24 protein-coding genes are annotated in these 26,485 nt (G+C 73.8%); 9 read left to right on the forward strand and 15 right to left on the reverse strand.

The annotated features are described in order from the left end of the window. Genes ACIF8T_RS08945 through ACIF8T_RS08955 form a run of 3 tightly spaced genes read left to right on the forward strand, consistent with a single transcriptional unit; the run spans window position 1 to window position 3,019 of the window. Window positions 1-1,383, forward strand: coding sequence for a ferric reductase-like transmembrane domain-containing protein (locus tag ACIF8T_RS08945; RefSeq protein ID WP_400032704.1), 1,383 nt, complete (start codon window positions 1-3; stop codon window positions 1,381-1,383). A gap of 42 nt (window positions 1,384-1,425) precedes the next feature. Beyond that, a complete protein-coding gene (locus ACIF8T_RS08950) occupies window positions 1,426-2,226 on the forward strand; it encodes an FMN-binding protein (protein WP_400032706.1) in 801 nt (266 codons plus the stop codon). Continuing rightward, window positions 2,219-3,019 (forward strand): FAD:protein FMN transferase, encoded by an 801-nt coding sequence (locus ACIF8T_RS08955; protein ID WP_400032708.1) that lies wholly within the window; start codon window positions 2,219-2,221, stop codon window positions 3,017-3,019. The genes ACIF8T_RS08950 and ACIF8T_RS08955 overlap by 8 nt, the downstream gene beginning before the upstream one ends. An 81-nt stretch (window positions 3,020-3,100) precedes the next feature. On the opposite strand, the gene ACIF8T_RS08960 is transcribed toward ACIF8T_RS08955, so the two are convergent. The 5 genes from ACIF8T_RS08960 to argC are packed head-to-tail and all read right to left on the reverse strand — an operon-like array spanning window position 3,101 to window position 7,946. Continuing rightward, window positions 3,101-3,646 carry an arginine repressor gene (locus ACIF8T_RS08960; protein ID WP_400032710.1) on the reverse strand — a complete coding sequence of 182 codons (546 nt, stop codon included), beginning with the start codon at window positions 3,644-3,646 and terminating at the stop codon, window positions 3,101-3,103. 7 nt (window positions 3,647-3,653) lie between these two features. Beyond that, window positions 3,654-4,862 (reverse strand): acetylornithine transaminase, encoded by a 1,209-nt coding sequence (locus tag ACIF8T_RS08965; RefSeq protein ID WP_400032712.1) that lies wholly within the window; start codon window positions 4,860-4,862, stop codon window positions 3,654-3,656. Then, complete coding sequence (gene argB, locus ACIF8T_RS08970; RefSeq protein WP_400032714.1) at window positions 4,859-5,773, reverse strand: acetylglutamate kinase; 915 nt, start codon at window positions 5,771-5,773, stop codon at window positions 4,859-4,861. Before argB ends, ACIF8T_RS08965 begins: the two co-directional genes overlap by 4 nt. Continuing rightward, the gene (argJ, locus tag ACIF8T_RS08975; RefSeq protein ID WP_400032716.1) at window positions 5,770-6,921 is read right to left on the reverse strand and encodes a bifunctional glutamate N-acetyltransferase/amino-acid acetyltransferase ArgJ; all 1,152 of its coding nucleotides are present in this window, start codon (window positions 6,919-6,921) and stop codon (window positions 5,770-5,772) included. Before argJ ends, argB begins: the two co-directional genes overlap by 4 nt. Next, window positions 6,918-7,946, reverse strand: coding sequence for an N-acetyl-gamma-glutamyl-phosphate reductase (argC, locus tag ACIF8T_RS08980; RefSeq protein ID WP_400032718.1), 1,029 nt, complete (start codon window positions 7,944-7,946; stop codon window positions 6,918-6,920). Before argC ends, argJ begins: the two co-directional genes overlap by 4 nt. A gap of 453 nt (window positions 7,947-8,399) precedes the next feature. On the opposite strand from argC, the gene ACIF8T_RS08985 reads away from it, so the two are divergent. Further along, on the forward strand, window positions 8,400-9,044 hold the full coding sequence (locus ACIF8T_RS08985; RefSeq protein ID WP_400032720.1) for a hypothetical protein: 645 nt from the start codon (window positions 8,400-8,402) through the stop codon (window positions 9,042-9,044). Window positions 9,045-9,121: 77 nt separating this feature from the next. Here ACIF8T_RS08985 and ACIF8T_RS08990 read toward each other — a convergent pair whose 3' ends face one another. Next, the gene (locus ACIF8T_RS08990) at window positions 9,122-11,596 is read right to left on the reverse strand and encodes an alpha-L-arabinofuranosidase C-terminal domain-containing protein (protein ID WP_400032722.1); all 2,475 of its coding nucleotides are present in this window, start codon (window positions 11,594-11,596) and stop codon (window positions 9,122-9,124) included. A 150-nt stretch (window positions 11,597-11,746) separates the two neighbouring features. On the opposite strand from ACIF8T_RS08990, the gene ACIF8T_RS08995 reads away from it, so the two are divergent. Continuing rightward, window positions 11,747-12,199: a DUF6314 family protein gene (locus tag ACIF8T_RS08995; protein WP_400032724.1), complete on the forward strand. Its 453-nt coding sequence runs from the start codon at window positions 11,747-11,749 to the stop codon at window positions 12,197-12,199. A gap of 10 nt (window positions 12,200-12,209) precedes the next feature. On the opposite strand, the gene ACIF8T_RS09000 is transcribed toward ACIF8T_RS08995, so the two are convergent. The 3 genes from ACIF8T_RS09000 to ACIF8T_RS09010 form a co-directional block, all read right to left on the reverse strand. Further along, window positions 12,210-12,806 (reverse strand): histidine phosphatase family protein, encoded by a 597-nt coding sequence (locus ACIF8T_RS09000; RefSeq protein ID WP_400032726.1) that lies wholly within the window; start codon window positions 12,804-12,806, stop codon window positions 12,210-12,212. A 117-nt stretch (window positions 12,807-12,923) separates the two neighbouring features. After that, on the reverse strand, window positions 12,924-13,361 hold the full coding sequence (locus tag ACIF8T_RS09005; protein WP_400032728.1) for a GNAT family N-acetyltransferase: 438 nt from the start codon (window positions 13,359-13,361) through the stop codon (window positions 12,924-12,926). Window positions 13,362-13,461: 100 nt separating this feature from the next. After that, window positions 13,462-14,895 (reverse strand): PLP-dependent aminotransferase family protein, encoded by a 1,434-nt coding sequence (locus ACIF8T_RS09010; RefSeq protein WP_400032730.1) that lies wholly within the window; start codon window positions 14,893-14,895, stop codon window positions 13,462-13,464. On the opposite strand from ACIF8T_RS09010, the gene ACIF8T_RS09015 reads away from it, so the two are divergent. Next, window positions 14,894-15,847, forward strand: coding sequence for a DMT family transporter (locus ACIF8T_RS09015; protein ID WP_400032732.1), 954 nt, complete (start codon window positions 14,894-14,896; stop codon window positions 15,845-15,847). The genes ACIF8T_RS09010 and ACIF8T_RS09015 overlap by 2 nt on opposite strands. Before the next feature lie 90 nt (window positions 15,848-15,937). Continuing rightward, on the forward strand, window positions 15,938-16,141 hold the full coding sequence (locus tag ACIF8T_RS09020) for a DUF1918 domain-containing protein (RefSeq protein WP_400032734.1): 204 nt from the start codon (window positions 15,938-15,940) through the stop codon (window positions 16,139-16,141). Window position 16,142: 1 nt separating this feature from the next. Here ACIF8T_RS09020 and ACIF8T_RS09025 read toward each other — a convergent pair whose 3' ends face one another. Further along, window positions 16,143-17,366 carry a glycoside hydrolase family 10 protein gene (locus ACIF8T_RS09025; RefSeq protein ID WP_400032736.1) on the reverse strand — a complete coding sequence of 408 codons (1,224 nt, stop codon included), beginning with the start codon at window positions 17,364-17,366 and terminating at the stop codon, window positions 16,143-16,145. 205 nt (window positions 17,367-17,571) lie between these two features. Between ACIF8T_RS09025 and ACIF8T_RS09030 the strand changes: the two genes are divergently transcribed. Further along, window positions 17,572-18,432 (forward strand): 3-hydroxybutyryl-CoA dehydrogenase, encoded by an 861-nt coding sequence (locus ACIF8T_RS09030; protein ID WP_400032738.1) that lies wholly within the window; start codon window positions 17,572-17,574, stop codon window positions 18,430-18,432. Window positions 18,433-18,860: 428 nt separating this feature from the next. Beyond that, window positions 18,861-19,118, forward strand: coding sequence for a hypothetical protein (locus ACIF8T_RS09035; RefSeq protein WP_400032740.1), 258 nt, complete (start codon window positions 18,861-18,863; stop codon window positions 19,116-19,118). Window positions 19,119-19,129: 11 nt separating this feature from the next. Here the strand turns inward: ACIF8T_RS09035 and ACIF8T_RS09040 are convergent, their stop codons facing one another. The 5 genes from ACIF8T_RS09040 to pheS form a co-directional block, all read right to left on the reverse strand. Further along, window positions 19,130-19,666: an NUDIX hydrolase gene (locus ACIF8T_RS09040; protein WP_400032742.1), complete on the reverse strand. Its 537-nt coding sequence runs from the start codon at window positions 19,664-19,666 to the stop codon at window positions 19,130-19,132. 75 nt (window positions 19,667-19,741) lie between these two features. Continuing rightward, window positions 19,742-21,082, reverse strand: a complete 1,341-nt coding sequence (locus tag ACIF8T_RS09045) for a transcriptional regulator (RefSeq protein ID WP_400032744.1) — start codon at window positions 21,080-21,082, stop codon at window positions 19,742-19,744. A gap of 254 nt (window positions 21,083-21,336) precedes the next feature. Further along, window positions 21,337-22,452 (reverse strand): PP2C family protein-serine/threonine phosphatase, encoded by a 1,116-nt coding sequence (locus ACIF8T_RS09050; protein ID WP_400032746.1) that lies wholly within the window; start codon window positions 22,450-22,452, stop codon window positions 21,337-21,339. A gap of 335 nt (window positions 22,453-22,787) precedes the next feature. Continuing rightward, complete coding sequence (gene pheT / locus ACIF8T_RS09055) at window positions 22,788-25,301, reverse strand: phenylalanine--tRNA ligase subunit beta (RefSeq protein ID WP_400032748.1); 2,514 nt, start codon at window positions 25,299-25,301, stop codon at window positions 22,788-22,790. Continuing rightward, on the reverse strand, window positions 25,301-26,422 hold the full coding sequence (pheS, locus tag ACIF8T_RS09060) for a phenylalanine--tRNA ligase subunit alpha (protein ID WP_400032750.1): 1,122 nt from the start codon (window positions 26,420-26,422) through the stop codon (window positions 25,301-25,303). Before pheS ends, pheT begins: the two co-directional genes overlap by 1 nt. Window positions 26,423-26,485: the final 63 nt, after the last annotated feature.

Consider the following 26,485-nt stretch of genomic DNA (forward strand, 5'->3'; position numbering starts at 1 on the left):
GTGACCACCACGCTCGCAGGCGGCCGTGCCGCCCGCCGCCAGACGATGCGCCGCATCCGTCCGCGCCGCTCCCCCGCCGTCCCGCTGCTGGTCGCCGTCGGGGCCGGTGCCGCGGGCGTGCTGTGGCTGTGGTGGGACAACACCCCGTCCCTCGCCGACGACACCAGCAGGATCCTCGCCGCGGGCCGGATCACCGGCCTGCTCGCCGGGTACCTGATGGCGCTCGTGGTGCTCCAGATGGCCCGGGTGCCCGCGCTGGAGCGGCGGGTGGGGTCCGACCGGGTGGCGCGCTGGCACGCGATGAGCGGCCGGTACACCCTCTGCCTGGTCCTCGCCCACGTCTTCCTGACGATGTGGGGCTACGCGCTCCAGGCGGGCCGGTCGCTGAGCGGGGTGGTCCAGCAGACGGTCGACTCCGTCGGCCAACTGCCGGACATGGGCAAGGCGGCCGTCGGCACCGGCCTGCTGGTCCTCATCGGGCTGCTCTCGGTCGGCGGGGTGCGCCGCCTGATCGGGTACGACACCTGGTACCACGTGCACCTGCTCACCTACGCGGCGGTGTACCTGACGTTCTGGCACCAGATCACCACCGGCAACGAGTTCGCCGTCGAGCCGTCCGCCAGGACCTTCTGGTACGGGCTGTACGGCGCGGTCACCGCGCTGGTCCTCTGGTACCGGATCATCACCCCGGTCCGGCTGAACCTGCGGCACCGGATGCGGGTCGAGGCGGTGATCGAGGAGACGCCGGGGATCGTGTCGGTGCTGATCGGCGGGCGCAGGCTGCACCGGATGGGCGCGGAGGCCGGGCAGTTCTTCCGCTGGCGGTTCCTGGCGCCCGGCATGCGGTTCAGCTCGCACCCCTACTCGCTGTCGGCGGCGCCCCGCCCGGACATGCTGCGGATCACGGTCAAGGCGATCGGCGACCACAGCTCCCGGCTGCGCGAACTGGAGCCCGGCACCCGCGTCTGGGCGGAGGGCCCGTACGGCGCGCTGACCGCCCAGCGGCGCAGCCGCGGCAAGGTGCTGCTGGTGGCCGGCGGGGTCGGCATCACGCCGATGCGGGCGCTGTTCGAGACCCTGCCGGGCGCGTCCGGCGACATCACCCTGCTCTACCGGGCCAACAGCACCCAGGACCTGGCGCTGTGGGGCGAGCTCGCCAAGATCGCCGACGAGCGCGGGGCGCGGCTGATGTACGCGGTCAACAGCCCGGACGGCGAGCGGCCCGACATCTCCGCGGAGTCGTTGCAGCGCAAGATCCCGGACATCGACCGCCACGACGTCTTCCTGTGCGGCCCGCCCGGGTTCGCCCGGTCGGTGTACGAGGCACTGCGCGGAGCGGGTGTGCCCGCCCGCCGTATCCATCACGAGTCGTTCGAGATGTGAGCGACGGGACATCCACCGGACTCCCAGAGAGCTTGAGGAACGATGAGGAAGAGCCACCCCGTCCGGCGTGCCGTGCTCGCCGGAGCCGCCACGGTCGGCGGGATCGTGCTGCTGCTGTCGCTGAAGCCGGCGTCCGATCCGGGCGCCGCCCAGGCGGTGGGCGGCCAGGCCCCGCCCGCCGCGGCGCAGTCCCCGCAGGGCGGCGCCCAGGCCGCCGGGACCGGCACGGTCACCGGAGACGCGGCGCAGACCCAGTACGGCGCGGTGCAGGTGCGCCTGACCGTGAGCGGCGGGAAGATCACCCGGGCCGAGGCCGTGCAGGCGCCCGAGGGCGGCCGCAGCGGCCAGCTCACGCAGAGCGCGGTGCCCCGGCTCAACCGGGCGGCGGTCGCGGCGCAGAGCGCGGACATCGACGCGGTGTCCGGGGCCACGTACACCAGCGACGGCTACAAGCGGTCCCTGCAGTCGGCGCTGGACAAGGCGCGGACCGCCGGGTCCGGACCGGGCGCCGGGCAGGGGCCGGGCGCGGAGCCGGGGGCCGGCGCCGGGCAGGGGCCGGGCGGCGCCGAGGCCAGGACCGTCACCGGGAGCGCCGTGCAGACCCAGTACGGGCCGGTGCAGGTCCGCATCACCGTCAGCGGCGGGAAGATCACCCGGGCCGAGGCCGTGCAGGCCCCCGGCGGCGGGCGCAGCGGCCAGCTCACGCAGAGCGCGGTGCCCCGGCTCAACCGGGCGGCGGTGGCGACCGGGAGCGCCGACATCGACGCGGTGTCCGGGGCCACGTACACCAGCGACGGCTACAGGCGGTCCCTGCAGTCGGCGCTGGACCGGGCCGGTGGCTGACACGGTGGCCGGGCCGGCCGGGGCTCCCGCCGCGGTGCGTCACGCGGAGGAGGCGATGGGGACCGTCTTCTCGCTCGACGTCCGCGGCGGGGAACCCGGCGCGGTGCGGACCGCGCTGGACGAGGCGGTCGCCGGGCTGCACCGGGTCGACGAGGTGTTCAGCACCTACCGCGACGACAGCCAGGTCTCCCGGCTGGCGCGCGGCGAGCTGACCGTCGGGGAGTGTGACCCCGAGGTCGCCGAGGTGCTGGAGCTGGCGGCGGAGGCGGAGCGGGTGAGCGGCGGCTGGTTCAGCACGGCGTACCAGGGCCGTCTGGACCCGACCGGCATCGTGAAGGGCTGGGCCGTGGAGCGGGCCGCGCGGCACCTCGCGGCGGCCGGCGCGGCCGGCGTCAGCGTCAACGGCGGGGGCGACGTCCAGCTGCTCGGCGCTCCGGGTGCGCGGCGCCCCTGGCGGGTCGGGATCGCGGACCCGCTGCGCCCGGGCGGCCTCGCCGCCGTCATCTCCGCCGCCGGCGCGGACGAGCTGGCGGTGGCCACCTCCGGCACCGCCGAGCGCGGCGACCACATCGTCGATCCCCGCACCGGCCGCTCCGCCGTGACGGACCTGGTGGCGGTCACCGTGGTGGCGCCCCGCCTGACCTGGGCGGACTGCTGGGCGACGGCGGCCTTCGCGATGGGGTCGCGGCAGGCCCTGGCCTGGCTGGAGTCCCTCCCGGACGTGGAGGCCCTGCTGATCACGGCGGGCGACGAGGTCCGCTGCACAGGGGGCCTGGCCGCCCGTCTGGGCTGAGGCGGACGCCCTCGGGAGGCGCGGGGGACCGCGCGTCGAGCCACGGCGCGCCCGCACCCCACGGACCGGGGTCCGGCCTCCTCACTGCCCGTTCTGCGCCAGCCGCAGCAGGTGGTCGGCCAGCGCCTGTCCCCCGTCCGGCCGACGCGAGATCAGCAGCAGCGTGTCGTCCCCGGCGATGGTCCCGAGGATGTCGTGCAGCTCGGCCTGGTCGATGGCCGACGCCAGGAACTGCGCGGCCCCCGGAGGCGTCCGCAGGACCACGAGGTTCGCCGAGGCCTCCGCGGAGATCAGCAGCTCCTGCGACAGCCGCCGCATCCGCTCCTCCTTGGCCGACTCCCCGAGCGGCGCGCGGGGGGTGCGGAAACCCCCCTCGCTCGGCACCGCGTAGATCAGGTCGCCGTCGGTGTTGCGGATCTTCACCGCGTTCAGCTCGTCGAGGTCGCGGGAGAGCGTCGCCTGCGTGACGCTCAGCCCGTCGTCGGCGAGCAGTTTCGCCAACTGGCTCTGCGAGCGCACCGGTTGCCGGTTGAGGATGTCCACGATCCGGCGGTGGCGTGCGGTGCGGGTCTGCGGCACGGCAGGTCCGGCGGTGCCGTTGTGCCCCTGGTCCTGCGCCTGGCTCATCGTCGTCTCATTCCCCGGATCGTCCGTCCCCGTCGGCCTCGGCGGCCTTGTCAAGGATGCCGGGCAGCGCCCCGAGGAAGGCGTCCACCGCGTCGTCGCCGAGGTTCAGCGGCGGCATGAGCCGTACGACGTCGGGAGCGGGCGCGTTCACGAGGAGGCCGGCGTCCTGAGCCGCCTGTTGCACCTGGGGCGCGAGCGGCTCGGTGAGCACGATACCCAGGAGGAGCCCCGCGCCCCGGACGTGGTCGACGAGCGCGTGGCCGAGGGACTCCACGCCGTCGCGCAGCTTCTCGCCCTGCCGCTTGACGTTCTCCAGCAGTCCCTCGTTCGCGAGGGTGTCGAGGACGGCCAGTCCGGCGGCGCAGGCGACCGGGTTCCCGCCGAAGGTGGTGCCGTGCTGGCCGGGCCGGAGCAGCTCCGCCGCCCGTCCGAACGCCACGGTCGCGCCGAGCGGCAGGCCGCCGCCGAGCTGCTTGGCCAGCGTGACGACGTCGGGCAGCACGCCCTCGTGGGCCTGGTACGCGAACCAGTGCCCGGTGCGGCCGATGCCGGTCTGCACCTCGTCCAGGACGAGGAGCGCGCCGGTGGCGGCGGTGATCGCCCGGGCCGCCTTGAGGTAGCCGGCCGGGGGCACCACGACCCCGTTCTCGCCCTGCACCGGCTCGATGATCACGAGCGCGGTCTCCTCGGTCACCGCGGCGGCCAGGGCCTGGGCGTCGCCGTAGGGGACGTGGGTGACGTCGCCGGGCAGCGGCAGGAAGGGCTGCTGCTTGGCGGGCTGCCCGGTGAGCGCGAGGGCGCCCATGGTGCGGCCGTGGAAGCCGCCCTGCGTGGCGACCATGTGGGTCCGCCCGGTCAGCCGGCCGATCTTGAAGGCGGCCTCGTTGGCCTCGGCCCCGGAGTTGCAGAAGAAGACCCGGCCGTCCCGGCCGAAGAGCTCCAGCAGCCGTTCGGCGAGGGCGACGGTCGGCTCGGCCATGAAGAAGTTGGAGATGTGGCCGAGGGAGGAGATCTGCGCGGTCACGGCCTCGACGATCGCGGGGTGGGCGTGACCGAGGGCGTTGGTGGCGATGCCGCCGACGAAGTCGAGGTACGCGCGGCCCTCGGCGTCCCACACCGTGGTGCCCTCGCCGCGGACGAGCGGCAGGCGCGGCGTGCCGTAGTTGTTCATGAGCGAGCCCTGCCACCGCGCGGCCAGCTCCTGGTTGCCGGTCATGCGGCGTCCCCCTCGTGCTCGTCGGGCACGACCATCGTGCCGATGCCCTCGTCGGTGAAGATCTCCAGCAGGATCGAGTGCTGCACCCGGCCGTCGATGACGCGGGCGGTGGTGACGCCGTTGCGCACGGCGTGCAGGCAGCCCTCCATCTTCGGCACCATGCCGGAGGACAGCTCCGGCAGCAGTTTCTCCAGCTGGGAGGCGGTGAGGCGGCTGATCACCTCGTCGGAGTGCGGCCAGTCCTCGTAGAGTCCCTCGACGTCCGTGAGGACCATGAGGGTTTCGGCGCCCAGTGCAGCAGCGAGTGCCGCAGCCGCCGTATCAGCATTGACGTTGTAGACATGGTGGTCGTCCTGGGAACGGGCGATGGAGGAGACGACCGGGATGCGGCCGTCGGCCAGCAGGGCCTCGATGGCGCCCGTGTCGATCTCGGTGATCTCCCCGACCCGGCCGATGTCGACGGGCTCGCCGTCGATCTCGGGCCGGTGCCGGGTGGCGGTGAGGGTGTGCGCGTCCTCGCCGGTGAGGCCGACGGCGAACGGCCCGTGCTGGTTGAGCAGCCCGACCAGCTCGCGCTGCACCTGCCCGGCCAGCACCATCCGGACGACGTCCATGGCGTCCTCGGTGGTGACGCGCAGGCCGGCCCTGAACTCGCTGACGATGCCGTGCCGGTCGAGGGCGGCGCTGATCTGCGGGCCGCCGCCGTGCACCACGACCGGCTTGAGGCCGGCGTGCCGCAGGAAGACGACGTCCTGGGCGAAGGCGGCCTTCAGCTCCTCGTTCACCATGGCGTTGCCGCCGAACTTGATGACGACGGTCTTGCCGTGGTGGCGGGTCAGCCAGGGCAGCGCCTCGATGAGGATCTGGGCCTTGGGGAGGGCGGTGTGCTTCCGCGTGGTTCCGTTGCTCATGAGGAGTAGGCGCTGTTCTCGTGGACGTAGTCGGCGGTGAGGTCGTTGGTCCAGATGGTGGCGGTCTCGGAGCCCGCGGCGAGGTCGGCGACGATGTGCACCTCGCGGTAGCGCATGTCGACCTTCTCGCGGTCCTCGCCGACGGAGCCGTTCTTGCAGACCCAGACGCCGTTGATGGCGACGTTCAGCCGGTCCGGCTCGAAGGCGGCCGACGTGGTGCCGATGGCGGAGAGCACACGGCCCCAGTTGGGGTCCTCGCCGTGGATGGCGCACTTGAGGAGGTTGTTGCGGGCGATGGAGCGGCCCACCTCGACGGCGTCGTCCTCGGTCGCGGCGCCCACCACCTCGACCTTGATGTCCTTGCTGGCGCCCTCGGCGTCCCGGATCAGCTGCTGGCCGAGGTCGTCGCAGACGGCCCGTACGGCCTCGGCGAACTCGTCGTACGCCGGGGTGACGCCGGAGGCGCCGGAGGCGAGCAGCAGGACGGTGTCGTTGGTGGACATGCAGCCGTCGGAGTCGACGCGGTCGAAGGTCGTGCGGGTCGCCGCCCGCAGGGCCCGGTCCAGGTCCTCGTCGCCGAGGTCGGCGTCGGTGGTGAGGACGACCAGCATGGTGGCGAGGCCGGGGGCGAGCATGCCGGCGCCCTTGGCCATGCCGCCCACCGTCCAGCCGTCCTTCGTCACGACGGACGTCTTGTGCACGGTGTCGGTGGTCTTGATGGCGATGGCGGCCTTCTCGCCGCCGTGCTCGGAGAGCTGGGCGGCGGCGGTCTCGACGCCCGCGAGCAGCTTGTCCATGGGCAGCAGGACGCCGATGAGGCCGGTGGAGCAGACGGCGACCTCGATCGCGCCGCGGCCGAGGACCTCGGCGGCCTTCTCGGCGGTGGCGTGGGTGTCCTGGAAGCCCTTGGGCCCGGTGCAGGCGTTGGCGCCGCCGGAGTTGAGGACGACGGCGGAGACCTGACCGCTCTTGAGGACCTGCTCGGACCAGAGCACCGGCGCGGCCTTGACGCGGTTGGAGGTGAAGACGCCCGCGGCGGCGCGGCGGGGCCCGTTGTTGACCACGAGGGCCAGGTCCGGGTTGCCGTTCTCCTTGATCCCGGCGGCGATGCCCGCCGCCGTGAATCCCTTGGCTGCCGTGACGCTCACGGTGCGACTCCGATCGTGGAAAGTCCGGTGGTCTCGTCGAGACCCAGGGCGATGTTCATGCTCTGGACGGCACCGCCCGCGGTGCCCTTGGTCAGGTTGTCGATGGCGCTGATCGCGATGATCCGTCCCGCGGCCTCGTCGTACGCGACCTGCAGCTGAACGGCGTTCGAACCCTGCACGGACGCCGTGGCGGGCCACTGGCCCTCGGGGAGCAGGTGGACGAAGGGCTCGTCGGCGAAGGCCTTGTCGTAGGCGGCGCGGACGGACTCGGCGGTGACCCCCGGCCGGGCCTTGGCGCTGCACGTGGCGAGGATGCCGCGCGGCATCGGGGCGAGGGTCGGTGTGAAGGAGACGGTCACCCGCTCGCCGGCCGCCGCGCTGAGGTTCTGGATCATCTCGGGGGTGTGCCGGTGGACACCGCCGACGCCGTACGGGGACATGGAGCCCATGACCTCGCTGCCCAGCAGGTGCGGCTTGGGCGCCTTGCCCGCGCCGGAGGTGCCGGACGCGGCGACGACCACGGCCTCGGGCTCGGCGAGGGCCGCCGCGTACGTCGGGAACAGCGCCAGCGAGACGGCGGTCGGGTAGCAGCCGGGCACCGCGATGCGCTTGGACCCCTCCAGCGCGGCGCGGCCGCCCGGCAGTTCGGGGAGCCCGTAGGGCCAGGTCCCGGCGTGCGGGGAGCCGTAGAACCGCTCCCAGTCGGCGGCGTCCGCCAGCCGGAAGTCGGCGCCCATGTCGACCACCAGCACGTCCGGGCCGAGCTGCTCGGCGACGGCGGCGGACTGCCCGTGCGGCAGCGCCAGGAAGACGACGTCGTGCCCGGCGAGGACCTCGGCGGTGGTGTCCTGGAGCACCCGGCCGGCCAGCGGCAGCAGGTGCGGCTGGAGCGCGCCGAGCCGCTGGCCCGCGTTGGAGTTGCCGGTCAGGGCACCGATCTCGACCTCCGGGTGGGCCAGCAGCAGGCGCAGCAGCTCTCCGCCCGCGTATCCGCTCGCTCCGGCCACCGCCGCACGTACCGCCATGGAAATCCTCCTCCTAGACGGCATGACTATACGTTTCGTTGCACGTTTATGCAACGCGGTGCGGGGCGGCGCGGATCACCCGGCCCTTCCGCCCGTCTCCCGGCCGGGCGGTGGGGTCGCGCGCAGGAGGAAGGACCGGAGGCGGTCGACCGGGCGGGGCCGGAGCACCGCCACGGGTCCGCCGAGGACGTGCCGGGCCCGCCGCGCCGGTGCGCGAGACCGGACCGGGCGGACGCGCGGGACGCCGCGCGCGAGTCGTCCGGCCTGCTCCGCCACCGGGGCGGCCGGATCCGCCCGGCCGCCCCGGCCGTACGGCCCTTCCCGCTCCGTCCGGCCGCCGGCCCGCGGGTGCCGAGCCGGCGCGCGGTGCTGGAACCGGCGGCGGGGCCGGCCGGAGCGCTCGGCCGCCCCCGGGCCGGCCCGACGGTCCCCCGCCCCGGCATGATGATCGTCATGACTCCGATCACCGGCCTGGACCTGACCGGCTTCACCGAGCGCGAGCCGGGGGTGTGGACCGACGCGTGGGGACTGGTGCTGTCCGTGCACTTCTTCCCGCTCGTGCCGGACCTGCCCGCCCGGCTCGACGAACCCGAGCGGCTGCGGGCCGGTCTCGCCCGGGGCGCGGCCGGGGCCGGCGGCGGGCTGATCGAGGCGGAGCCCGGTGCCGTGGACGGCGTGCCGGCGGTCCGCCAGCTGATCAAGGTGCCCCGGCCCCAGGGGCAGGGGCAGGTGTTCCTCGGCTCCTGGACGGTGCCGAAGGCCGCGTGCAGCACGGTCCTGAAGGTGCAGGCGGCCGAGGGCGCGACGACGGGCGTGCGCGAGGCGACGGTCATGGCGCGGGTGGGGCCGGCCGCGTACTTCCGGCCCCACCCCTACGCGCCCGGGCTGGACGGCGGGCTGCCCTCCCACGTGGCCGACGACCCGCAGTGGGACGCGCACTTCCCCGACCACCCGCTCACCCGCGTCCGTGCCGTGCTGCACCGGCTCACGCCCACGGTGCGGCTCGACGAGCGGTTCAAGGCCCTGCCGCCGTTCGGGGGCGCGGCCCCCGAGGAGCCGGGCGGGCGCGGCTGGTTCGGCCGCCGCAGGAACCGCTGAGCCCGCCGTCCGGCGACGCGCGGGCCGCCGTCCCCCGGGGGACGGCGGCCCGCGCCACCGGCACGCCGCTCCGCCGGCTACCTCTGCTTGATCCGCAGGAACGTGACGGAGTGCGCCGGGAAGGTGTACGAGAACCTGTCGGCGACACCGCGGACGGTGGACGTGACCGGGGTGACCGGCGTGTCCGTCTCGGTGTTCACCGCGTCCGCGTCGGCGGCGAGCGTCGTCACGCGGGCCGTCGAGGCGACCTTCGCACCGCCGAGGTCGACGGCCGTGCGGGCCTCGGCCGGCTGGGCGTTGACGACCTTGACGATCAGCTCGCCCGTCGCGGCGTCGCGCGTGACGACCTGGCGGAACGGCTCGGCCGGCTTGTCGTCGGTGAAGCTGCCCCACTGCTGCCCGTCGAGGAAGAGGGTGACCTGGCGGCCCCGCACCTTGACGTCGATGTCGTAGGCGCGGCCCGTCTCGATCGAACCGGCCTTGGAGAGGAGCGTCGACTTGCCGCCGTCCGAGGCCTGCTCGACGGCGGACTGGGTGTTGTTCCAGCCGCCGAGGTTCCACCAGTAGTAGTTCCCGGTGTCCTTGACGCCGAAGGCGACGAGGAAGCCCTCCTTGCCGGACTTCTTGGTGGCCCTCACGTGCAGGTCGTAGTCCTTCCAGGCCGGGTCGCCGGCCGTGACCAGGGTGTTCTCGGCGGCGGCGTCGGTCTGGACGTACTGGCCGTCCTGGACGCTCCAGCTGCCCGCGCCGACGTGCTCCCACCGCGAGGCGTCACCGGAGAAGTCGTCGCTCAGCAGCGTCGAGCCGTCCGCGGCGGTGACCCGCACGTCGTCGTACGCGGCGCTCGTCGCCCAGGTCGACAGTCCGACGGCACCCGTGATCGGGCCGCTGACGTCCGGCGTGGTGGTGGCGCGGGAGGGGACCACCCGGTCGCCGACGTTGGTCATGAACAGCTTCTGGACCTCGTAGTTAGCCGAGTTCCAGGAGGCGCGGTTGTTGAACCAGATCATGTCCGGCCGCCACTGCACGTAGTCCTCGTTGGCGAGCAGCGGGGCGTAGGAGGCGAGCTTGACGACGTCGGCGTTGCGCTCCAGGCCGGTCATGAAGGCGGCTTCCGCCAGGCCGTTCTTCCAGGTGTTGCCCTGGGAGGCGTACTCGCCGAGGAAGACCTTCGGGCCGTTCCTGTCGTAGGAGTCGTAGCGGTCGTTGTTCTGCAGGAACCACTGCGGGCTGTTGTAGTAGTGCTCGTCGACCATGTCGACGTCGCCCTCGCGGTTGAGCTTCCAGGCGGTGTCGAAGATGGTGCCGGAGTCGTCGGGGCCGGAGTTGGAGACGACGGTGATGTCCGGGTACTCCGCCTCGATGGCGGCCCGGAACTTCTGGAAGCGGGCGAAGAACTCGTTCGGCAGGTTCTCCTCGTTGCCGACGCCGAGGTGGGTGAGGCGGAAGGGACGGGGGTGGCCCATCTCGGCGCGGACCTTGCCCCAGGTGGAGGTGGCCGGGCCGTTGGCGAACTCGATGAGGTCGAGGGTGTCCTGGATGTGCCGCTCGAGCAGGGCCTCGTCGTCGGTGGCCCTGTTCTGGCCGCAGCCGGTCACCAGGGCGGGGACGACGGGCAGCGGCATCGCGCCGATGTCCTCGGCGAAGCGGAAGTACTCGTAGTAGCCGAGGCCGTAACTCTGGTTGTAGCCCCAGAAGTTGGCGTTGGTGGCGCGCTCCTCGACGGGCCCGACGGTGTCCTTCCACTGGTAGCTGCGCCGGCGCTCCCAGCCGGAGGCCTCGCTGTAGTCCTCCATGGAGCCGGTGTTGACCAGGCAGCCGCCGGGGAAGCGCACGAAGCCCGGCTTCAGGGCGGCGATCTTCTCGGCGAGGTCCTTGCGCAGCCCGTTGGGCTGGTTCTTGTAGGTGTCGCGCGGGAACAGCGAGACCATGTCGAGCGCCGCCGCGGCGGAGGAGGCGACGGCCAGGCGCCCGCGGTTGCTGGTGCGGGTCGCGGTGAACGCGGCCCTGTACTTGGCCCAGCCGCCCTCGACGGCCACCTGGCGGGCGGTCGCCAGGGTCCCGGCGGTGTCCTTGAGGGTGACGGTGAGGGTCGTGCCGCTCTCCGCGCGGGCCCAGACCGAGAAGTCGTACCGCTTGCCCTGCTCGACCCGGATGCCGGTGTTGTAGCCGGCGTTGGTGACGGACGAACCCGCGCCTAGGGAGAGGTAGTTGCGGTTGCGCTCGTTGAGGCGGCCGGAGTCGTCCACCACGTCGCCGGTGCCCGCGACCGTCCAGGAGGTCAGCGGGGTGTAGGAGCCGTTGTCGGCGGTGGAGTACTCGAAGGACCGGTTCTGCACGAGCTCGGCGTACAGGCCGCCGTCGGCGGCGCGGTTGATGTCCTCGAAGAAGACGCCGTACATCGTGTCGTCGATGGCCGCGCCCCCGGCGGCCGGGTCGACGGTGATCGTGTAGTCGGTGACGTCCTCGGCGTGCGCGGGGGCGGGCAGGACGGCCGTGGCCGTCAGGAGGGCGGTGACGCTGAGACCAAGTCTCCAGCGGGTGCGTGACATGGATACTCCGCGGCTCGGGTCCAGGGGGTCTCCACCCCTGTTCGTTCGAGATACCGGACATTGATCAGCACTTCGAACGGCAAGATAGGGAGGGGGCCGGTGCGCGTCAATGGGTCGCGCAGCAACGGACGGGACGGAGGGCAGGACGGGATGGGCGAGTTCTGGCCAGTGCCGGACGCACTGGCGTACCTGGGCGGGAGCTGGCGGGTGCGGCGTTCGGTGCGGGACCTGGCGAGCGGCGCGACGGGCGAGTTCGGCGGGACCACCCGCTTCGAGCCACTGGCCGGGGACGGGCCGCCCGGGGGCCTGCTGCACCACGAGTCCGGCACCTTCGTCTGGCAGGGCGTCGCCCGGCCCGCCGAGCGGACGCTGCGCTTCCTGCCCGGTCCGGGCGGCACGGCCGACGTGCGGTTCGCGGACGGCCGCCCCTTCCACGACCTGGACCTGACCTCGGGGCGCCACATCGCCGACCACCCCTGCGCGGCGGACCTCTACCGCGGCGAGTTCACCGTCCGCGACGCCGACCACTGGCGCACGGTGTGGCGGGTGCGGGGCCCGGCCAAGGACCTCGTCCTGACGACGGAGTACGCCCGCGAGCCCTGAGGACGGCCCCTCACACCCGCAGGGGCTGCTGCGCGGCCGGGCTGTCCAGGCGGAGGTTCCAGCGGCCGGAGCGGCCGGTGACGGCGGTCGTCGACAGGGGGCGGACGTCGATGTTCCAGTAGGCCTGCGGCGGGGCGTTGAGCACGTACACCAGGGCCGCGCGGATCACGGACGGCTCGGCCACCGCGACGATCCGGCAGCCGTTCTCGCCGGGCCGGGTGTCGAGCCAGCCGCCGACCCGGGAGATGAAGGCGTGCAGCGACTCGCCGCCGTGCGGAGTGGCGCGCGGGTCGGTCAGCCAGGCGTCCACGAGGTCCGGCTCCCGGGCCATCGCCTCGCCCATCGTCAGCCCGCGCCAGCGGCCCATGTCGCACTCCCGCAGCGCCAGTTGGGCGAGCGGGGCGTAGCCCAGCGCGTCACCGGTGGCCCGGCTGCGCAGGGTCGGCGAGCAGTACCGCAGCTCGGCCGCCGCGAGGGGCAGCAGGTCGCCGACGGCGCGCTCCACCTCGGCCCAGCCGGCCTGGTCCAGCGGCCGGTCGTCCTCGAAGCGCTCGGCGAGCGGCGGGCAGCCGCGCGCCGCGGCGACGAACGTGACCCGAAGCGACATGCGGTGATGGTGAGCCCCGGGAGTCGGCGGGTCAAGGGGGTGTCACCGGGAAGTTACCGAGGGTCCGTCAGACCTGACCGGAAGGTCAGGATCCGCCTGATACCACCCCCGGGCGCCTCACTCGAAGAAGAGCGCCATCCACTGGTCGGGCCGCTCCAGCGGCCGGAAGCCGAGCTTCCCGTAGACCTCGTGCGCGTCGTGCGTGGCGAGCAGGACGCGGCGCAGCCCGGTGGGCCGCAGGTGCTCGCGGACGGCCGCCACCAGGGCCGTGCCGATGCCCTTGCCGCGCACCGAGGGGTCGACGTACACGTCGCACAGCCAGGCGAAGGTCGCGCGGTCGGTCACGACCCGGGCGTACGCCACCTGCTCCCCCGACACCGTCTCGTACACACCGAAGTTGAGCGAGCCCGCGATCGCCCGGTCCTGCTGGTCGCGCGTCCGGCCGAGCGCCCAGTACGCGTCGGTGGACAGCCAGCGGTGCACCCGCCCGGCGTCGACGCGGGCGGGGTCGGCGGAGAACTCGTAGCCCTCGGGGGGCCTCGGCGTGTCGGTCATGCCCGGAGGGTCGCAGGCCGCGGGCGCCGGCGTCGAGCCGATTTCGGCGCCCGGGGCGGCAAGCGCCCCGGCCGGTCCCGGCCCGCCGCCCTCCCCCGGGTCACAGCACCTCGTCGCAGGCCCCGCGCAGCCGCCGTACGCCCTCCGCGATCTCCCCGGTCCCCGCGACCGCCGCGAAGCTCAGCCGGACGTGCCCGGCGGGCGGTTCGGCGCTGAAGTACGGGCGTCCCGGGGTGATCGCGACGCCCGCGCGCAGGGCGGCCGCCGTCAGGGCGGGCTCGTCGGCGCCGTCGGGCAGCCGCAGCCACAGGTGGTAGCCGCCCGACGGGACGTGCGGCAGGGCGAGTTCGGGCAGCCGGAGCCGGAGCGCGGCGGTCATCGCGTCCCGGCGCAGCCGCAACTCGGCCGAGACGGCCCGCAGATGGCGGGGCCAGGCGGGCGAGCCGACGAGTTCGAGGGCGGCCTCCTGCAACGGCCGGGGCACGAAGAAGGTGTCGACCACCTGGATCGCGCGCAGCCGCTCCAGGACCGGGCCGCGCGCGGCCAGCGCGCTCACCCGGAAGCTCGGCGAGGTCGCCTTGGTCAGCGAGCCGACGTGGACGACGACGCCGTCGACGTCGTCGGCGGCCAGCGGACGCGGCAGGGGCCCCGCGTCCTCGTGCACGAGCCGCCGCACGAAGTCGTCCTCGACGACGAACCCGCCCGCCTCGCGCGCGATGCGCAGCACCTCGCCGCGCCGCTCGGGCGCGAGCACGGCCCCGGTGGGGTTCTGGAACAGGGGCTGGCAGATGAAGACCCGGGCGCCGGTGGCCCGGAACGCGTCGGCGAGCAGCGCCGGTCTGACGCCGTCCGCGTCGACGGGGACGGGAACGGGGCGCAGCCCGGCGGCGCGGGCGATGGCCAGCATGCCGGGGTAGGTGGGCGACTCGACGAGGACGGGCGCGCCGGGCGGGGCGAGCGCGCGCAGCGCGGTGGTCAGCGCCGACTGGCCGCCGGAGGTGACCAGCACCTCGGCGGCGGTGACGGCCCCGCCGATGCCGCGCGCGAACCACTCGCGCAGCTCGGGCAGCCCCTCCATGGGCGGCCGCCCCCACGCGCCGGGCCGGCGTCCCGCCCGGGACAGGGCGGCGGCCATCGCCCGCTCGGGCTGCAGGGACGGGTGCAGGTAGCCGCCGTTGAACTCGATCACCCCGGGCGGCGGCGCGGCCAGCGAGACCAGCACGCCGGAGGCGTCCACCGAGCGGGGCACGAGGTCGCCGGCGCCGTCCGCGCTCAGCGCGACCTCCTGCCAGGAGGTGTCCCCCGCGGCGGCGGCCGTCGTCCGGGGGCGGGCGCGGAACGCACCGGCGCCGGGCCGGGTCACCACCAGCCCCTCGGCGGCCAACTGCGCCAGCGCCCGGGACACCGTCACGGGGCTCACCCGGAACCGCTCGACGAGGGCCCGACTCGACGGGAGCTTTCCACCGGGTGAGTAGCGGTCCAGCTCCTGTCGCAGTCTGCCTGCCAGTTCAGTGACGCTGCTACGCTCTTGCATGAGAGCACAGAGTAGCGCTACCGCCCCACCTCCGATAGCAGTCACCGCCCCCGGCCGGGAGCGCCCCGGCTTCGGCACCCTCCAGGCCGCCCTCGGGGTCACCGCGTTCTCCCTCACCTTCCCCGCCACCGCGTGGGGGCTGGAGGGCTTCGGCCCCTGGTCCCTCGTCGCCGTGCGCAGCGTGCTCGCCGCCCTCATCGCGGGTGTCTGCCTGCTGGCCGTGGGGGCGGGGCCGGGCGGGCGGGGCCGGGCGCGGCGCGTGCCGCTGCCCGACCGCCGCCACCTGCCGGGGCTGGCGGTCGTCGCCGCGGGCGTGGTCCTCGGCTTCCCGCTCCTGACCACGCTCGCCCTGCAGACGTCGACCACCGCGCACGCGGCCGTCGTGGTGGGCCTGCTGCCGCTGACCACGGCCCTGCTGTCCGCCCTGCGGGTCGGCGCCCGCCCCTCGCGCACCTTCTGGGCGGCGGCGCTCGTGGGCGCCGCGGCGGTGGCGGCGTTCACGGTCCGGCAGAGCGGCGGCGCCCTCACCACGGCGGACCTGTACCTCTTCGGCGCGCTGCTGGTCTGCGCGGCCGGCTACACCGAGGGCGGCCGGCTGGCCCGGGTCATGCCGGGCTGGCAGGTCATCGGCTGGGCACTGGTGCTGTGCCTGCCGCTGACCGTGCCGGCCGCCGCGCTGGCGCTGGCGTACGAGCCGGTGGAGCTGACCGGGCACGCCGTGACCGGGCTGCTGTGGGTGGCGGCGGGCTCGCAGTTCCTCGGCCTGGTCGTCTGGTACCGGGGCATGGCCGCCATCGGCATCCCGCGGGCCAGCCAGGTGCAGCTCGCCCAGCCGCTGCTCACACTGGTGTGGTCGGTGCTGCTGCTGGGCGAGCACCTCACGGCGGCCGCCCCGCTGACGGCCGCGGCGGTGCTGGTCTGCATCGCCGTCACCCAGCGGGCGCGCGGCTGAGCGGGCCGCGTGGCCCTGCCGGCCGGCGCCCGCCACCGTAGACTCGATGCGACGGCCCGCTGCTCCCACACCGTGAGGAGGCCCCACACGATGCGTGCAACCGTGGGCGACCAGCTTGTCCAGCACGGCAGGGTGGTCGGTCAACACGACAAGGTCGGCGAGATCGTCGAAGTCCTGGGCCAGGAGGGCAACCCGCCCTATCGGGTGCGCTTCCAGGACGGGCACGAAGGCGTGTGCTCGCCCGGCCCCGACTCCGAGATCCGTCACAGGACGACCCACCAGGAGATGCGGTAGATCAGCGCGGGGGGTCCGCCGGTCCCCCGTAGTGGCCGGAGACCACCCGCGCCATCGCCCCGATGCGGTCCGCCGCCACGTCCTTGGCGGCGAAGAAGACGTGCCCGCGCACCTGCGGGTGCTCCCGGGCCAGGGTGAGGTGCCGGGACAGCTCGGCCGGGTCCTGCCAGGCCGCGGGCTGTGCCGGGTCGCCGGCCTTGTACAGCGCCTCCCCCACGTACAGCCTGGTGGTGCTCCCCCGGGCGACCTGCGCCCACCAGGAGAGCAGCTCGGCGTAGTCGGCCGCGGCGAAGCCGATGTTCCAGTACAGCTGCGGGCAGATGTAGTCGATCCAGCCTTCCCGCACCCACGTCCGGGTGTCGGCGTGCAGGTCGTCGTACGTCTGCACCCCGGCCCGCGTGTCCGAGCCGAGCGGGTCGGTGGCGGCGTTGCGCCAGACGCCGAACGGGCTGATGCCGAAGCGGGCGGCGGGGCGGATCTCCTTGATGCCGGCGGCCGTCTCGCGCACCAGCCGGTCGATGTTGTCGCGCCGCCAGGCCGCGCGGTCCGGGAAGCCGGCGCCGTACGCGGCGTAGGTGCTGTCGTCGTCGAAGCGCTGGCCCGCCACCGGGTACGGGTAGAAGTAGTCGTCGAAGTGCACGGCGTCGACCGGGTAGCGGCGCACCGCGTCGAGCATCGCCTCCTGCACGAAGGCGCGGACCTCGGGCAGCCCCGGGTCGTAGTAGAGCTTCCCGCCGTACGGCACCACCCAGGACGGGTTGCGGCGGGCGGGGTGCGAGGCGACCAGCCGCGACGGGTCGGTGTGGTTCGCGATCCGGTACGGGTTGAACCAGGCGTGCAGCTCCAGCCCCCGGGCGTGGGCCTCGGCGACGGCGGTGCCGAGCGGGTCCCAGCCGGGCGACCTGCCCTGGGTCCCCGTGAGGTACTGCGACCACGGCTCGTACGGCGAGGGCCACAGCGCGTCGGCGGTGGGCCGCACCTGGAAGACCACGGTGTTGAGCCGGTCGCGGACCGCCAGGTCCAGCAGGGAGAGCAGCTCGGCGCGCTGCTGCGCGGCGGTCAGTCCCGGCCGGGACGGCCAGTCGCGGTTGGCGACGGTCGCCACCCACATCCCCCGCATCTCGGTGTTCCCCCGCCGCCGCCCCGGCGCGGCCGACGCCCGCGGCATCGTCGTGAGAGCCGACAGCGCCGCCACGGCCAGCGCCCTGCGTGACACTCGTCCCATCTGTGTGCCCCTCGACACCGCGGATCCGCCCCGTTGCGGATCGCTCCGCGCCCAGCATGCCGGACCCCGGCGATCGATCATCGATACTTGGCGGTAACGTGCTCGAACGGAGCAGGCACCGGAACCCGGCGGACCTGCCACAGCCGTAGATCAGGGCCAGCGGGTGAGCCGAAACGGCGCGCCGGATGGCACGGAAAGGGACGATGTGACGGACATCGAACGCGTCGGAGTGGTGGGCTGCGGTCAGATGGGCGCGGGGATCGCCGAGGTGTGCGCCCGGGCCGGCCTGGACGTGAAGGTCGCCGAGACCACCGGCGAGGCCCTGGAGATCGGCCGGACCCGGCTGTTCAACTCCCTGTCGAAGGCGGCCGAGCGCGGCAAGATCACCGAGGCGGAGCGGGCGGCCACCCAGGACCGGCTGAGCTTCACCACCGACCTCGGCGAGTTCGCCGACCGGGACCTGGTGATCGAGGCCGTCGTGGAGAACGAGCAGGTCAAGACCGAGATCTTCCAGGTGCTCGACCAGGTCGTGACCCGGCCGGACGCCATCCTGGCCTCCAACACCTCCTCCATCCCGCTGGTGAAGCTGGCGGTCGCCACCTCGCGGCCCGACCAGGTCATCGGCATCCACTTCTTCAACCCGGCCCCGGTGCAGAAGCTCGTCGAGCTGATCCCGGCGCTCACCACCTCCGAGGGCACCATCGGCCGCGCCCAGCTGTTCACCGAGAAGGTGCTGGGCAAGCACTCCATCCGCGCCGTGGACCGCTCCGGCTTCGTGGTCAACGCGCTGCTGATCCCGTACCTGCTCTCCGCGATCCGGATGTTCGAGACGGGCATCGCCAGCCGCGAGGACATCGACAACGGCATGGAGATGGGCTGCGCCCACCCGATGGGCCCCCTCAAGCTGTCCGACCTGATCGGCCTGGACACGGTCGCCTCGGTGGCGCAGTCGATGTACGAGGAGTACAAGGAGCCGCTGTACGCCGCTCCCCCGCTGCTCCAGCGCATGGTCGACGCCGGCCGCCTGGGCCGCAAGACCGGCTCGGGCTTCTACACCTACGGCTGAGCCGCACGGGACGCACCGCCCCCTTCACGTCCCGACGGGAGCCGTCGCCCACGAACGGGTGACGGCTCCTTCCGCGTTCCGCTCACGTCGTACGTGCGCACGTCACGACCGTCCGCAGGGGGACCCATGACTCAGGAGCGCCTGCCGTAGCCCGGGAAGGGCGGCGTCGGGAAGGAGGCGCCCGCCGCCCGGGACGGCGAGGGGGCGGCCGCCGGGGGAGGTCCGTCGGCGAGGGTTACGGACCGTATGGAATCGGCCATGCAGAGGGCCCGGCGCCGGAAAAGGCGCCGGGCCCGTACCGTTCACACGGTGTGTGCGCGCCGGGCTCGCATATGCCACTCACACACTCTCCCCACGCGCCCACCAGGCGAGTTGACTCATCATGCGCATGCAAGGGATGTGAGCCGACTACGGAAAGGAGCGGACTCGTGACCATCGATCCCGAGCATCCCGTCGCCCAAGGAGAACTCGCAGAGTTACGACGCCGCCTCGACGTGGCGTACGCCCGCGTCGAGGGCGGGCTGGCCCTGCTCACGCACCGCACCGAGGAGACCGCCAGGGAACTCGACGAGCTCAACACCCGGATCCACACACTCGAACACGCGCGCTGGCCCCTGCCCGCGGTCGCCGCCCTCACCGCCGTGGGTGCCCTCGTCGTGACGGTCTGGCAGGCCCTGGGACGCTAGGCCGGGGCGCCTCAGTCCTGTCCGAGCCTGAGGTGGTGCAGCAGCAGTAACGCGGCCGCCATGTTGGCGGCCGGGACCTCCCCGCGGGCGACCAGGTCGGGAACGACCTTGAGCGGGACCCACTCCCTGCGGTCCGACTCGAAGTCGTCCACGGGGTGTCCGACGTACTCCCCCTCGTCGGCCCAGTAGATGTGGTGCCGGGCGTCGGTGAGGCCGTTGGACGGCTCCACGCTCATCAGGTGGCGCAGGGGTCCCGGCCGCCAGCCGGTCTCCTCCTCCAGCTCCCGGGCCGCCGCGACGGCGATGTCCTCGCCGTCCTCCACCACCCCGGCCGCGAGCTCCCACCCCCAGCTGTCGGTGATGAAGCGGTGCCGCCACAGCAGCAGCACCTCGTTGGCCTCGTTCACCACCGTGGCCACGGCGACCGGCCGCAGCCGGATGAGGAAGTGGTCGAGGTGCCGGCCGTCCGGCAGCTCGACATCCGCGAGATTGACGCTGAACCAGCGGTTCGAGTACACGACTTGTTCGTTCTGTTTCGTCCACTGCACGGTTCTGCCACCTTCCGTCGAGTAAGTGGCAATATGGCAGGGCCAACCGTGAGCGGGCGGGGCACGGGCGCCGGTCTACAGCGGTACGCGCAGCGCCCCGTCGATGAGTTCGGCCGCCTCGGCGGTGCCCGCGCAGCCGTTGCGCACCAGGTGCTCGCGGACCGCGCGCAGGCGGTCGCGCAGCCGCTGGGACTCCATGCCCCGGGCCTGCTCGGCCATCTGCACCGCGATGGCCGCCGCCTTGTCGGCGTTGCCCTGCCGCAGCTCGATCGTGCTGAGCATGGCCAGCCGGTGCACCCGGCCCCGGTCGTGCGCGGGGGTGTCCACGGCCGCCGCCGCGTGCTCCCCCGCCGCCGCGATCTCGCCGAGGCTCAGCAGCGCCTCCGCCACCTGGACGTTGACCAGGCCCGGCTGGACATAGCCGGTCTCGTCCGGCTCGTGGCCGCGCCGGATGCGTTCGGCGGCCTGCTCGGCCCGCCGGATGCAGGACAGGGCGCTCGTCCCGTCGCCGAGGTGCGCGTACGCCTTCGCCTGCATCGCGTACAGGTCGGAGGCGAGCGCCGGGGTGATGTCCCGGCCGGCAGTGCGCAGCGCGGCCTCCGCGAAGGCGACGGCCTGCCGGTACTCCCGCATGAACAGGGACTGGTTGACCAGCAGCGCGATCACGTAGGCGCCCAGCCCGCGGTCGCCGCTCGCCTTCGCCAGCCGCAGCGCCTGGTGGAAGTAGCGCTGGGCGAGGCCGTGCGCGTCGGAGTCGTACGCGCAGATGCCGGCGATCGCCACCAACCCGCCGGTGGCACGGTGCAGTTGGCGGCCCGTGGCGTCGGTGTAGCCGCCGCGCAGCAGCGGGGCGGCCTCGGCGTTGAGGAAGCCGACGATGCGGGCGCGGGTCGCGACGCCGCCGGCCTTGCGGTACATCTGCTCGTAGTGGGTGCGGGCGGCGCGCAGCATCTGGATGTCGGACGGGGTGACCCGGTGCCGGCCGCCGCGGGAGACGTCCACGTCCTCCGGCGGGTTCTCCCACTCCCACACGGGCATCACGGCGGGCGTGCCGGTGAGCGCGGGGGCGCCCAGGATGTGCGGGCGCTGCTGCTGGTCGGAGCGCCACAGGGCGGTGGCCCGCTCCACGAACCCGGACAGCGACCCGGTGTGCGGCACGGCCGGCTCGCCGGGCACGCCGAGGCCGATGTCGTCCAGGGTCACCGGCCGGCGCAGCCGCGCGGCGAGCACCTCGCAGATCAGGTCGGGCACCTGCCCGCGGGGCCGCTGCCCCTTCAGCCACCGCGCCACGGCGGTGTGCTCGTAGCGCAGGGCCAGACCGCGTCTGCGGCCCGCCTGGTTGACGTGCGCGGCCAGGCCCGCGTGCGAGATGCCCGCCTCGTCGAGGATCGCGTCGAGCAGTGTGTTGGGCTCCATGGTGCCCCCCGGGTGGCTCGGTGCCGACAGATTAGTGGGTCCGCGTTCACACGGGGTGTGAACGGAGTGCGCGAATCCGTACCGTGCGCGCGCTGTCGCGCAGAGTTTCCAGCCGGTTGACTGAAATGCCTCGCAAGAGGCCGGCCGGGCCGCCGGCTCCCCCTCATACAGTTGCGGCGGCCCGGCCCTGCGCCGTCCGCCCGGCAGCCTGCCCGACACTCCGCGGCCGGGCGGACGGCCCGCCGGCGGAGCGGCTAGTCGCCGAGCGGCTGGAGGTGCAGCGCCGACCGCGGGTGGCCGGCCGGCCGCGCGGTGCCCCGCTCCCCGGAGGGAGTGCGCCGCCCGTCGGCGAGGACCAGCAGGGCGATGTCGTCCGCGGGGGTGCCCCGCGTGTGGTGCAGCAGGGCGGTGAAGACGCCGTGGAGCACGGCCTGCGGGGAGAGCGGTTCATCCCGTACGAGGGCGGCCAGCACGGCCGGCAGCGGGAAGAACCGGCCGTCCGCGTTCCGGGCGTCCTCCACCCCGTCCGTGTAGAGCACCAGCGCGTCGCCCGGCAGCAGCCGCCCCAGGGGGACGGCGGGCAGGTCGGCCGGCAGCGGGAACGGCCCGAGGGGCGGCAGCGGGTCGGCACGGGCCAGCTGCTCCACCCGCGTACCGCTCAGCAGGTACGGCCACGGATGGCCGCAGTTGAGGGCGCGCACCTCGCCGTCCGTGCCGATCTCCACCAGCAGCAGGGTGACGAACTCCTCGGCCACCGGGTCGAGGAGCAGCGGGCTGCCCGCCGACGGGTGCTCGGCGCGGGCCCGTTCGCGCAGGTGCCGGGCCAGGGCCCGCTCCAGCCGGCGCAGCACCCCGTCGAGGTCGGTCTCGTCGTGGACGGCCTCGCGGAAACTGCCGAGGACGGCGGCGACGGTGGCGAGGGCGCCGAGCCCGTGCCCGCGGACGTCGCCCATGACGGCCCGCACGCCGTGCTCGGTGGCGACGACCTCGTACAGGTCGCCGCCGACCGCCGCCTCGCGGTCGGCGGAGAGCTGGGCGGCGGCGGTGTTCAGCCAGGCGACGCGCGGGGGCGGCGGCCGCAGCAGCACGCTCTGCGCGGCACCCGCGATCCGGCGCGCCTGGCGCAGCTCGCGCAGCAGCGCCCGCCGTATGTGCAGGACGATCCCGGTGCCGACCGCGAGGAAGACGGCGCTGGTGGCGATGCGTGCGCCGAGGCCGGCCTGGTGGGCGAGCGGGCAGGTCAGCTTGAAGCTGACGGCCGTGGCCCCCCAGATCGCGGGGAGGCCGAAGGTGAGGATCCGGCGCAGCGGCCGGGAGGTCGTCCGGAGCCGCCCTGTCCTACGGGGAACCCCAGCCCTGATGCGGATCATGCCAATGGCCCCCCATATAGGCCCTGACAGCACAGAACGGACCGGCCCAGAAAGGCCGGTCCGATTCTGTCGACCATGGGCCCGGCAGGGGACGGATCATCCGGACATCTCACCCGAACGAGTGAGGTGACCGGGATGCCCCCGGGGCCTAGGGGCTGTCGTTCGGATCAGGTCGCGGGGAATCGACTGTGTGTCGTCGGCGCCGGTGAGCGGGGCCCGGTGCGTGTAGCCGCAAGGCGGAGGAGGGCGGCGATGCGGAGCATCGGCAACCGACGACAACGCCGCGGACGCGCGGGCCGGGCCCCGCGTCCGCGGCGTGATCCGAACGACAGCCCCTAGCTGCGCAGTGCCGCCCCGGTCCGCTCGGCGGCCAGCGCGACGGCTGCGTCCCGGGCCGCCGACGCCTCGTCCACCGTCAGCGTCCGGTCGGCCGCCCGGAAGCGCAGCGCGTACGCCAGCGACTTCCGGCCGTCGCCCAGCTGCTCGGCGTTCTCGTACACGTCGAACAGGCGGATGGACTCCAGGAGTTCACCGGCTCCCTCGCGCAGCGCCGCCTCGACGTCCGCCGCCGGGACGAACGCGTCGACGACGAGGGCGACGTCCTGCGTGGCGACGGGGAAGGTCGAGATGCCCGGCGCCTTCACGGTGTCGCCGCCGGCCTGCTCCAGGGCGTCCAGGTCCAGCTCCATCGCGCAGGTGCGGGACGGCAGGCCGAGGGCCTTGAGCACCCGCGGGTGCAGCTCACCGGCGTGCCCCACGACCCGCTCCGCACCGTCGACGGTGATCGCCAGCTCGGCGCACCGTCCCGGGTGCCACGGCCCGTACTGCCCCTTGCGGACGACCAGTTCGGCGCCCGCCTCGCGGGCGACGGTGCGCGCGGCCTCGACCGCGTCGGCCCAGTCGCCCGGCCGGCCCTTGCCCCACCAGCCGGCCTGCTCGCGGGCACCGGCGAGGACGACGGCGACGTGGCGCGGCTGCTCGGGCAGCGCCGCGTCGAGCTCCGCGATCTCCTCGGCGGTGGGACGCCGGTCGACGGGCAGCCGCGGGGCGGCCTTCCGCTCCTCGCGCGGGTGGAAGACCAGGCCGGTCTCGAACAGCGCGAGGTCGTGCGAGCCCCGGCCGTCGTTGCGGCGCAGCGCGCCGAGCAGGCCCGGCAGCAGCGAGGTCCGCAGCGCGGGCTCCTCGTCGCTGAGCGGGTTGGTGAGCCGCACGACGCGGCGGGCCGGGTCGTCGGCCTCCAGGCCGAGCTGGTCGAAGACCTGCTCGCTGACGAACGGGTAGTTCGGCGCCTCGACGTACCCGGCGCCGGCCAGCGCCCGGCCGACGCGGCGGTGCAGCCGCTGCCGGTGGGTCAGGCCGCGGCCCGCGGGGGGCCTGGGCAGCGTGGAGGGCAGGTTCTCGTAGCCCTCCAGGCGGATGACCTCTTCGGCCAGGTCGTTCGGGTCGGTGAGGTCGGGCCGCCAGGACGGCACGGTGACGATCAGCTCGTCCTGCCCGTAGACGTCGCAGCCGACCTCCTGGAGCCGCCGGACGACGGTCTCGCGGCCGTACGCGACGCCCGCGACCCTGTCCGGGTGGTCGGCCGGGATGGTGATGGTGCGCGGCGCGGACGGGGCGATGACCTCGGTGACGCCGGCCTCGGCGGTACCGCCCGCGAGCAGCACCAGCAGGTCCACCGTGCGCTGGGCGGCGGCCGCGGCGGCCTGCGGGTCGACGCCGCGCTCGAAGCGGCGGGACGCCTCGGAGGACAGCCTGTGGCGGCGGGCCGTGCGCGCGATGGAGACCGCGTCGAAGTGCGCGGCCTCGATCACCACGTCGGTGGTGGCGTTCTCGAGGTCGTCGTGGTCGGCGATCTCGGTGTCGGCGCCGCCCATCACACCGGCGAGGCCGATCGGGCCGCGCTCGTCGGTGATGACCAGGTCCTCGGCGTCCAGGGTGCGCACCACGCCGTCGAGGGTGGTGAGCTTCTCCCCCGGCTCGGCCCGGCGTACGCCGATGGCGCCCTGGACCAGGGTGCGGTCGTAGGCGTGCAGCGGCTGGCCGAGCTCCATCATCACGTAGTTGGTGACGTCGACGGCGAGCGAGATCGGGCGCATGCCGACCTTCTGCAGCCGGCGCTGGAGCCAGATCGGGGAGCGTGCCTCGGGGCTCAGGCCGGTCACCGTGCGGGCGGTGAAGCGGTCGCAGCCGATCGGGTCGGCGACGCGCACCGGGTAGCCGAACGCGTTCGGGGCGGGCACGTCGAGCAGCGCCGGGTCGCGCAGCGGCAGGCCGTAGGCGGTGGCGGTCTCGCGGGCGACGCCGCGGATCGACAGGCAGTAGCCGCGGTCGGGCGTGACGGCGATGTCGAGGACCTCGTCGACCAGCTCCAGCAGTTCGATCGCGTCCTTGCCGATCTCGGTCTCCGGCGGCAGCACGATGATGCCCTTGGTGCCGTCGTCGCCCATGCCCAGCTCGTCGCTGGAGCAGATCATGCCGCGCGACATCCGGCCGTACGTCTTGCGCTCGGCGATCTGGAAGTCGCCCGGCAGGACGGCGCCCGGGAGTGCCACGACGACCTTGTCGCCGACGGCGAAGTTGCGGGCGCCGCAGATGATCTCCTGGGGCTCGCCGGTGCCGTTGGCCCGGCCGACGTCGACCGTGCAGTGCCGGATCGGCTTCTTGAAGCCCTCCAGCTCCTCGATGGTGGCCACCTGGCCCACCACGAGCGGGCCCTTCAGGTCGGCGCCGAGCTGCTCGACGGTCTCGACCTCCAGACCGGCCGACACCAGCTTGGCCTGCACGTCACGGCCGGTCTCCGTCGCCGGCAGGTCGACGTACTCCCGCAGCCAGGAAAGCGGGACCCGCATCAGATCTCCATCCCGAACGGCCGGGTGAACCGGACGTCACCCTCGACCATGTCTCGCATGTCTTCGACGTTGTGGCGGAACATCAGCATCCGCTCGATGCCGAACCCGAAGGCGAAGCCGCTGTACTTCTCGGGGTCGACGCCGCAGGCGGTGAGCACCCGCGGGTTGACCATGCCGCAGCCGCCGAGCTCGATCCAGCCCTCGGACGAGCAGGTGCGGCAGGGCCGGTCGGGGTTGCCGACGGACTCGCCCTTGCACACGTAGCAGAGCATGTCCATCTCGGCGCTCGGCTCGGTGAAGGGGAAGAAGTTCGGCCGCAGCCGGGTCTTCATGCCCTCGCCGAACAGCGACTGGACCATGTGGTCCAGGGTGCCCTTGAGGTCGGCCATGGTGAGGCCCTCGTCGACGGCGAGCAGCTCGACCTGGTGGAAGACCGGGGTGTGGGTGGCGTCCAGCTCGTCGGTGCGGTACACGCGGCCGGGGCAGATCACGTAGACCGGCAGCTCGCGGTCGAGCAGGGAGCGGATCTGGACGGGCGAGGTGTGGGTGCGCAGCACGACGCCGGACTCGGTGCCGCCCTTCTCCCCCTGCACGAAGAACGTGTCGTGCTCACCGCGGGCCGGGTGGTCCGGGCCGATGTTCAGGGCGTCGAAGTTGAACCACTCGGCCTCGGCCTGCGGGCCCTCGGCGACCTCGTAGCCCATGGCCACGAAGATGTCCTCGATGCGCTCCGACAGCGTCGTCAGCGGGTGCCGCGCACCCGCCGGCACCCGGTCGTGGGGCAGCGTGACGTCCACCGCCTCCTCGACCAGCACGCGTGCGTCGCGCTCGGCCTCCAGTTCTTCCTGGCGGGTGGCGAGCGCCTTGTTGACCGCGCCGCGGGCCTGGCCGACACGCTTGCCGGCCTCGGCCTTGGCGTGCGGGGGCAGGGCGCCGATCTCGCGGTTGGCGAGGGCCAGCGGAGAGGCGGGGCCGGTGTGGGCGACCTTGGCCTCGTGGAGCGCGTCGAGGGAGTCCGCGGCGGCGAAGGCGGCGAGCGCCTCGTCCCGCATGCGCTCGATCTCTTCCGGTTTCAACGCCTCGACCTCGACAGGGTCGTACGACTTATTGGGTGCCGACATCTCTTCCCGTGCTTCCGATTGGCTGGCTGGAGGTCCCCGTCACCGACTCAAGGACGGCTCGTC

The sequence above is a fragment of the Streptomyces sp. NPDC085946 genome, from assembly GCF_044540485.1.
In the GTDB taxonomy this organism is placed as follows: domain Bacteria; phylum Actinomycetota; class Actinomycetes; order Streptomycetales; family Streptomycetaceae; genus Streptomyces.

Coding starts and splice junctions, on each gene's coding strand:
- ACIF8T_RS08950 (WP_400032706.1), top strand. CDS start 1,426: ATGAGGAAGAGCCACCCCGTCCGGCGTGCCGTGCTCGCCGGAGCCGCC.
- ACIF8T_RS08960 (WP_400032710.1), bottom strand. CDS start 3,646: ATGAGCCAGGCGCAGGACCAGGGGCACAACGGCACCGCCGGACCTGCC.
- ACIF8T_RS08965 (WP_400032712.1), bottom strand. CDS start 4,862: ATGACCGGCAACCAGGAGCTGGCCGCGCGGTGGCAGGGCTCGCTCATG.
- argB (WP_400032714.1), bottom strand. CDS start 5,773: ATGAGCAACGGAACCACGCGGAAGCACACCGCCCTCCCCAAGGCCCAG.
- argC (WP_400032718.1), bottom strand. CDS start 7,946: ATGGCGGTACGTGCGGCGGTGGCCGGAGCGAGCGGATACGCGGGCGGA.
- ACIF8T_RS08985 (WP_400032720.1), top strand. CDS start 8,400: ATGACTCCGATCACCGGCCTGGACCTGACCGGCTTCACCGAGCGCGAG.
- ACIF8T_RS08990 (WP_400032722.1), bottom strand. CDS start 11,596: ATGTCACGCACCCGCTGGAGACTTGGTCTCAGCGTCACCGCCCTCCTG.
- ACIF8T_RS08995 (WP_400032724.1), top strand. CDS start 11,747: ATGGGCGAGTTCTGGCCAGTGCCGGACGCACTGGCGTACCTGGGCGGG.
- ACIF8T_RS09000 (WP_400032726.1), bottom strand. CDS start 12,806: ATGTCGCTTCGGGTCACGTTCGTCGCCGCGGCGCGCGGCTGCCCGCCG.
- ACIF8T_RS09005 (WP_400032728.1), bottom strand. CDS start 13,361: ATGACCGACACGCCGAGGCCCCCCGAGGGCTACGAGTTCTCCGCCGAC.
- ACIF8T_RS09015 (WP_400032732.1), top strand. CDS start 14,894: ATGAGAGCACAGAGTAGCGCTACCGCCCCACCTCCGATAGCAGTCACC.
- ACIF8T_RS09010 (WP_400032730.1), bottom strand. CDS start 14,895: ATGCAAGAGCGTAGCAGCGTCACTGAACTGGCAGGCAGACTGCGACAG.
- ACIF8T_RS09020 (WP_400032734.1), top strand. CDS start 15,938: ATGCGTGCAACCGTGGGCGACCAGCTTGTCCAGCACGGCAGGGTGGTC.
- ACIF8T_RS09025 (WP_400032736.1), bottom strand. CDS start 17,366: ATGGGACGAGTGTCACGCAGGGCGCTGGCCGTGGCGGCGCTGTCGGCT.
- ACIF8T_RS09045 (WP_400032744.1), bottom strand. CDS start 21,082: ATGGAGCCCAACACACTGCTCGACGCGATCCTCGACGAGGCGGGCATC.
- ACIF8T_RS09050 (WP_400032746.1), bottom strand. CDS start 22,452: ATGATCCGCATCAGGGCTGGGGTTCCCCGTAGGACAGGGCGGCTCCGG.
- pheT (WP_400032748.1), bottom strand. CDS start 25,301: ATGCGGGTCCCGCTTTCCTGGCTGCGGGAGTACGTCGACCTGCCGGCG.
- pheS (WP_400032750.1), bottom strand. CDS start 26,422: ATGTCGGCACCCAATAAGTCGTACGACCCTGTCGAGGTCGAGGCGTTG.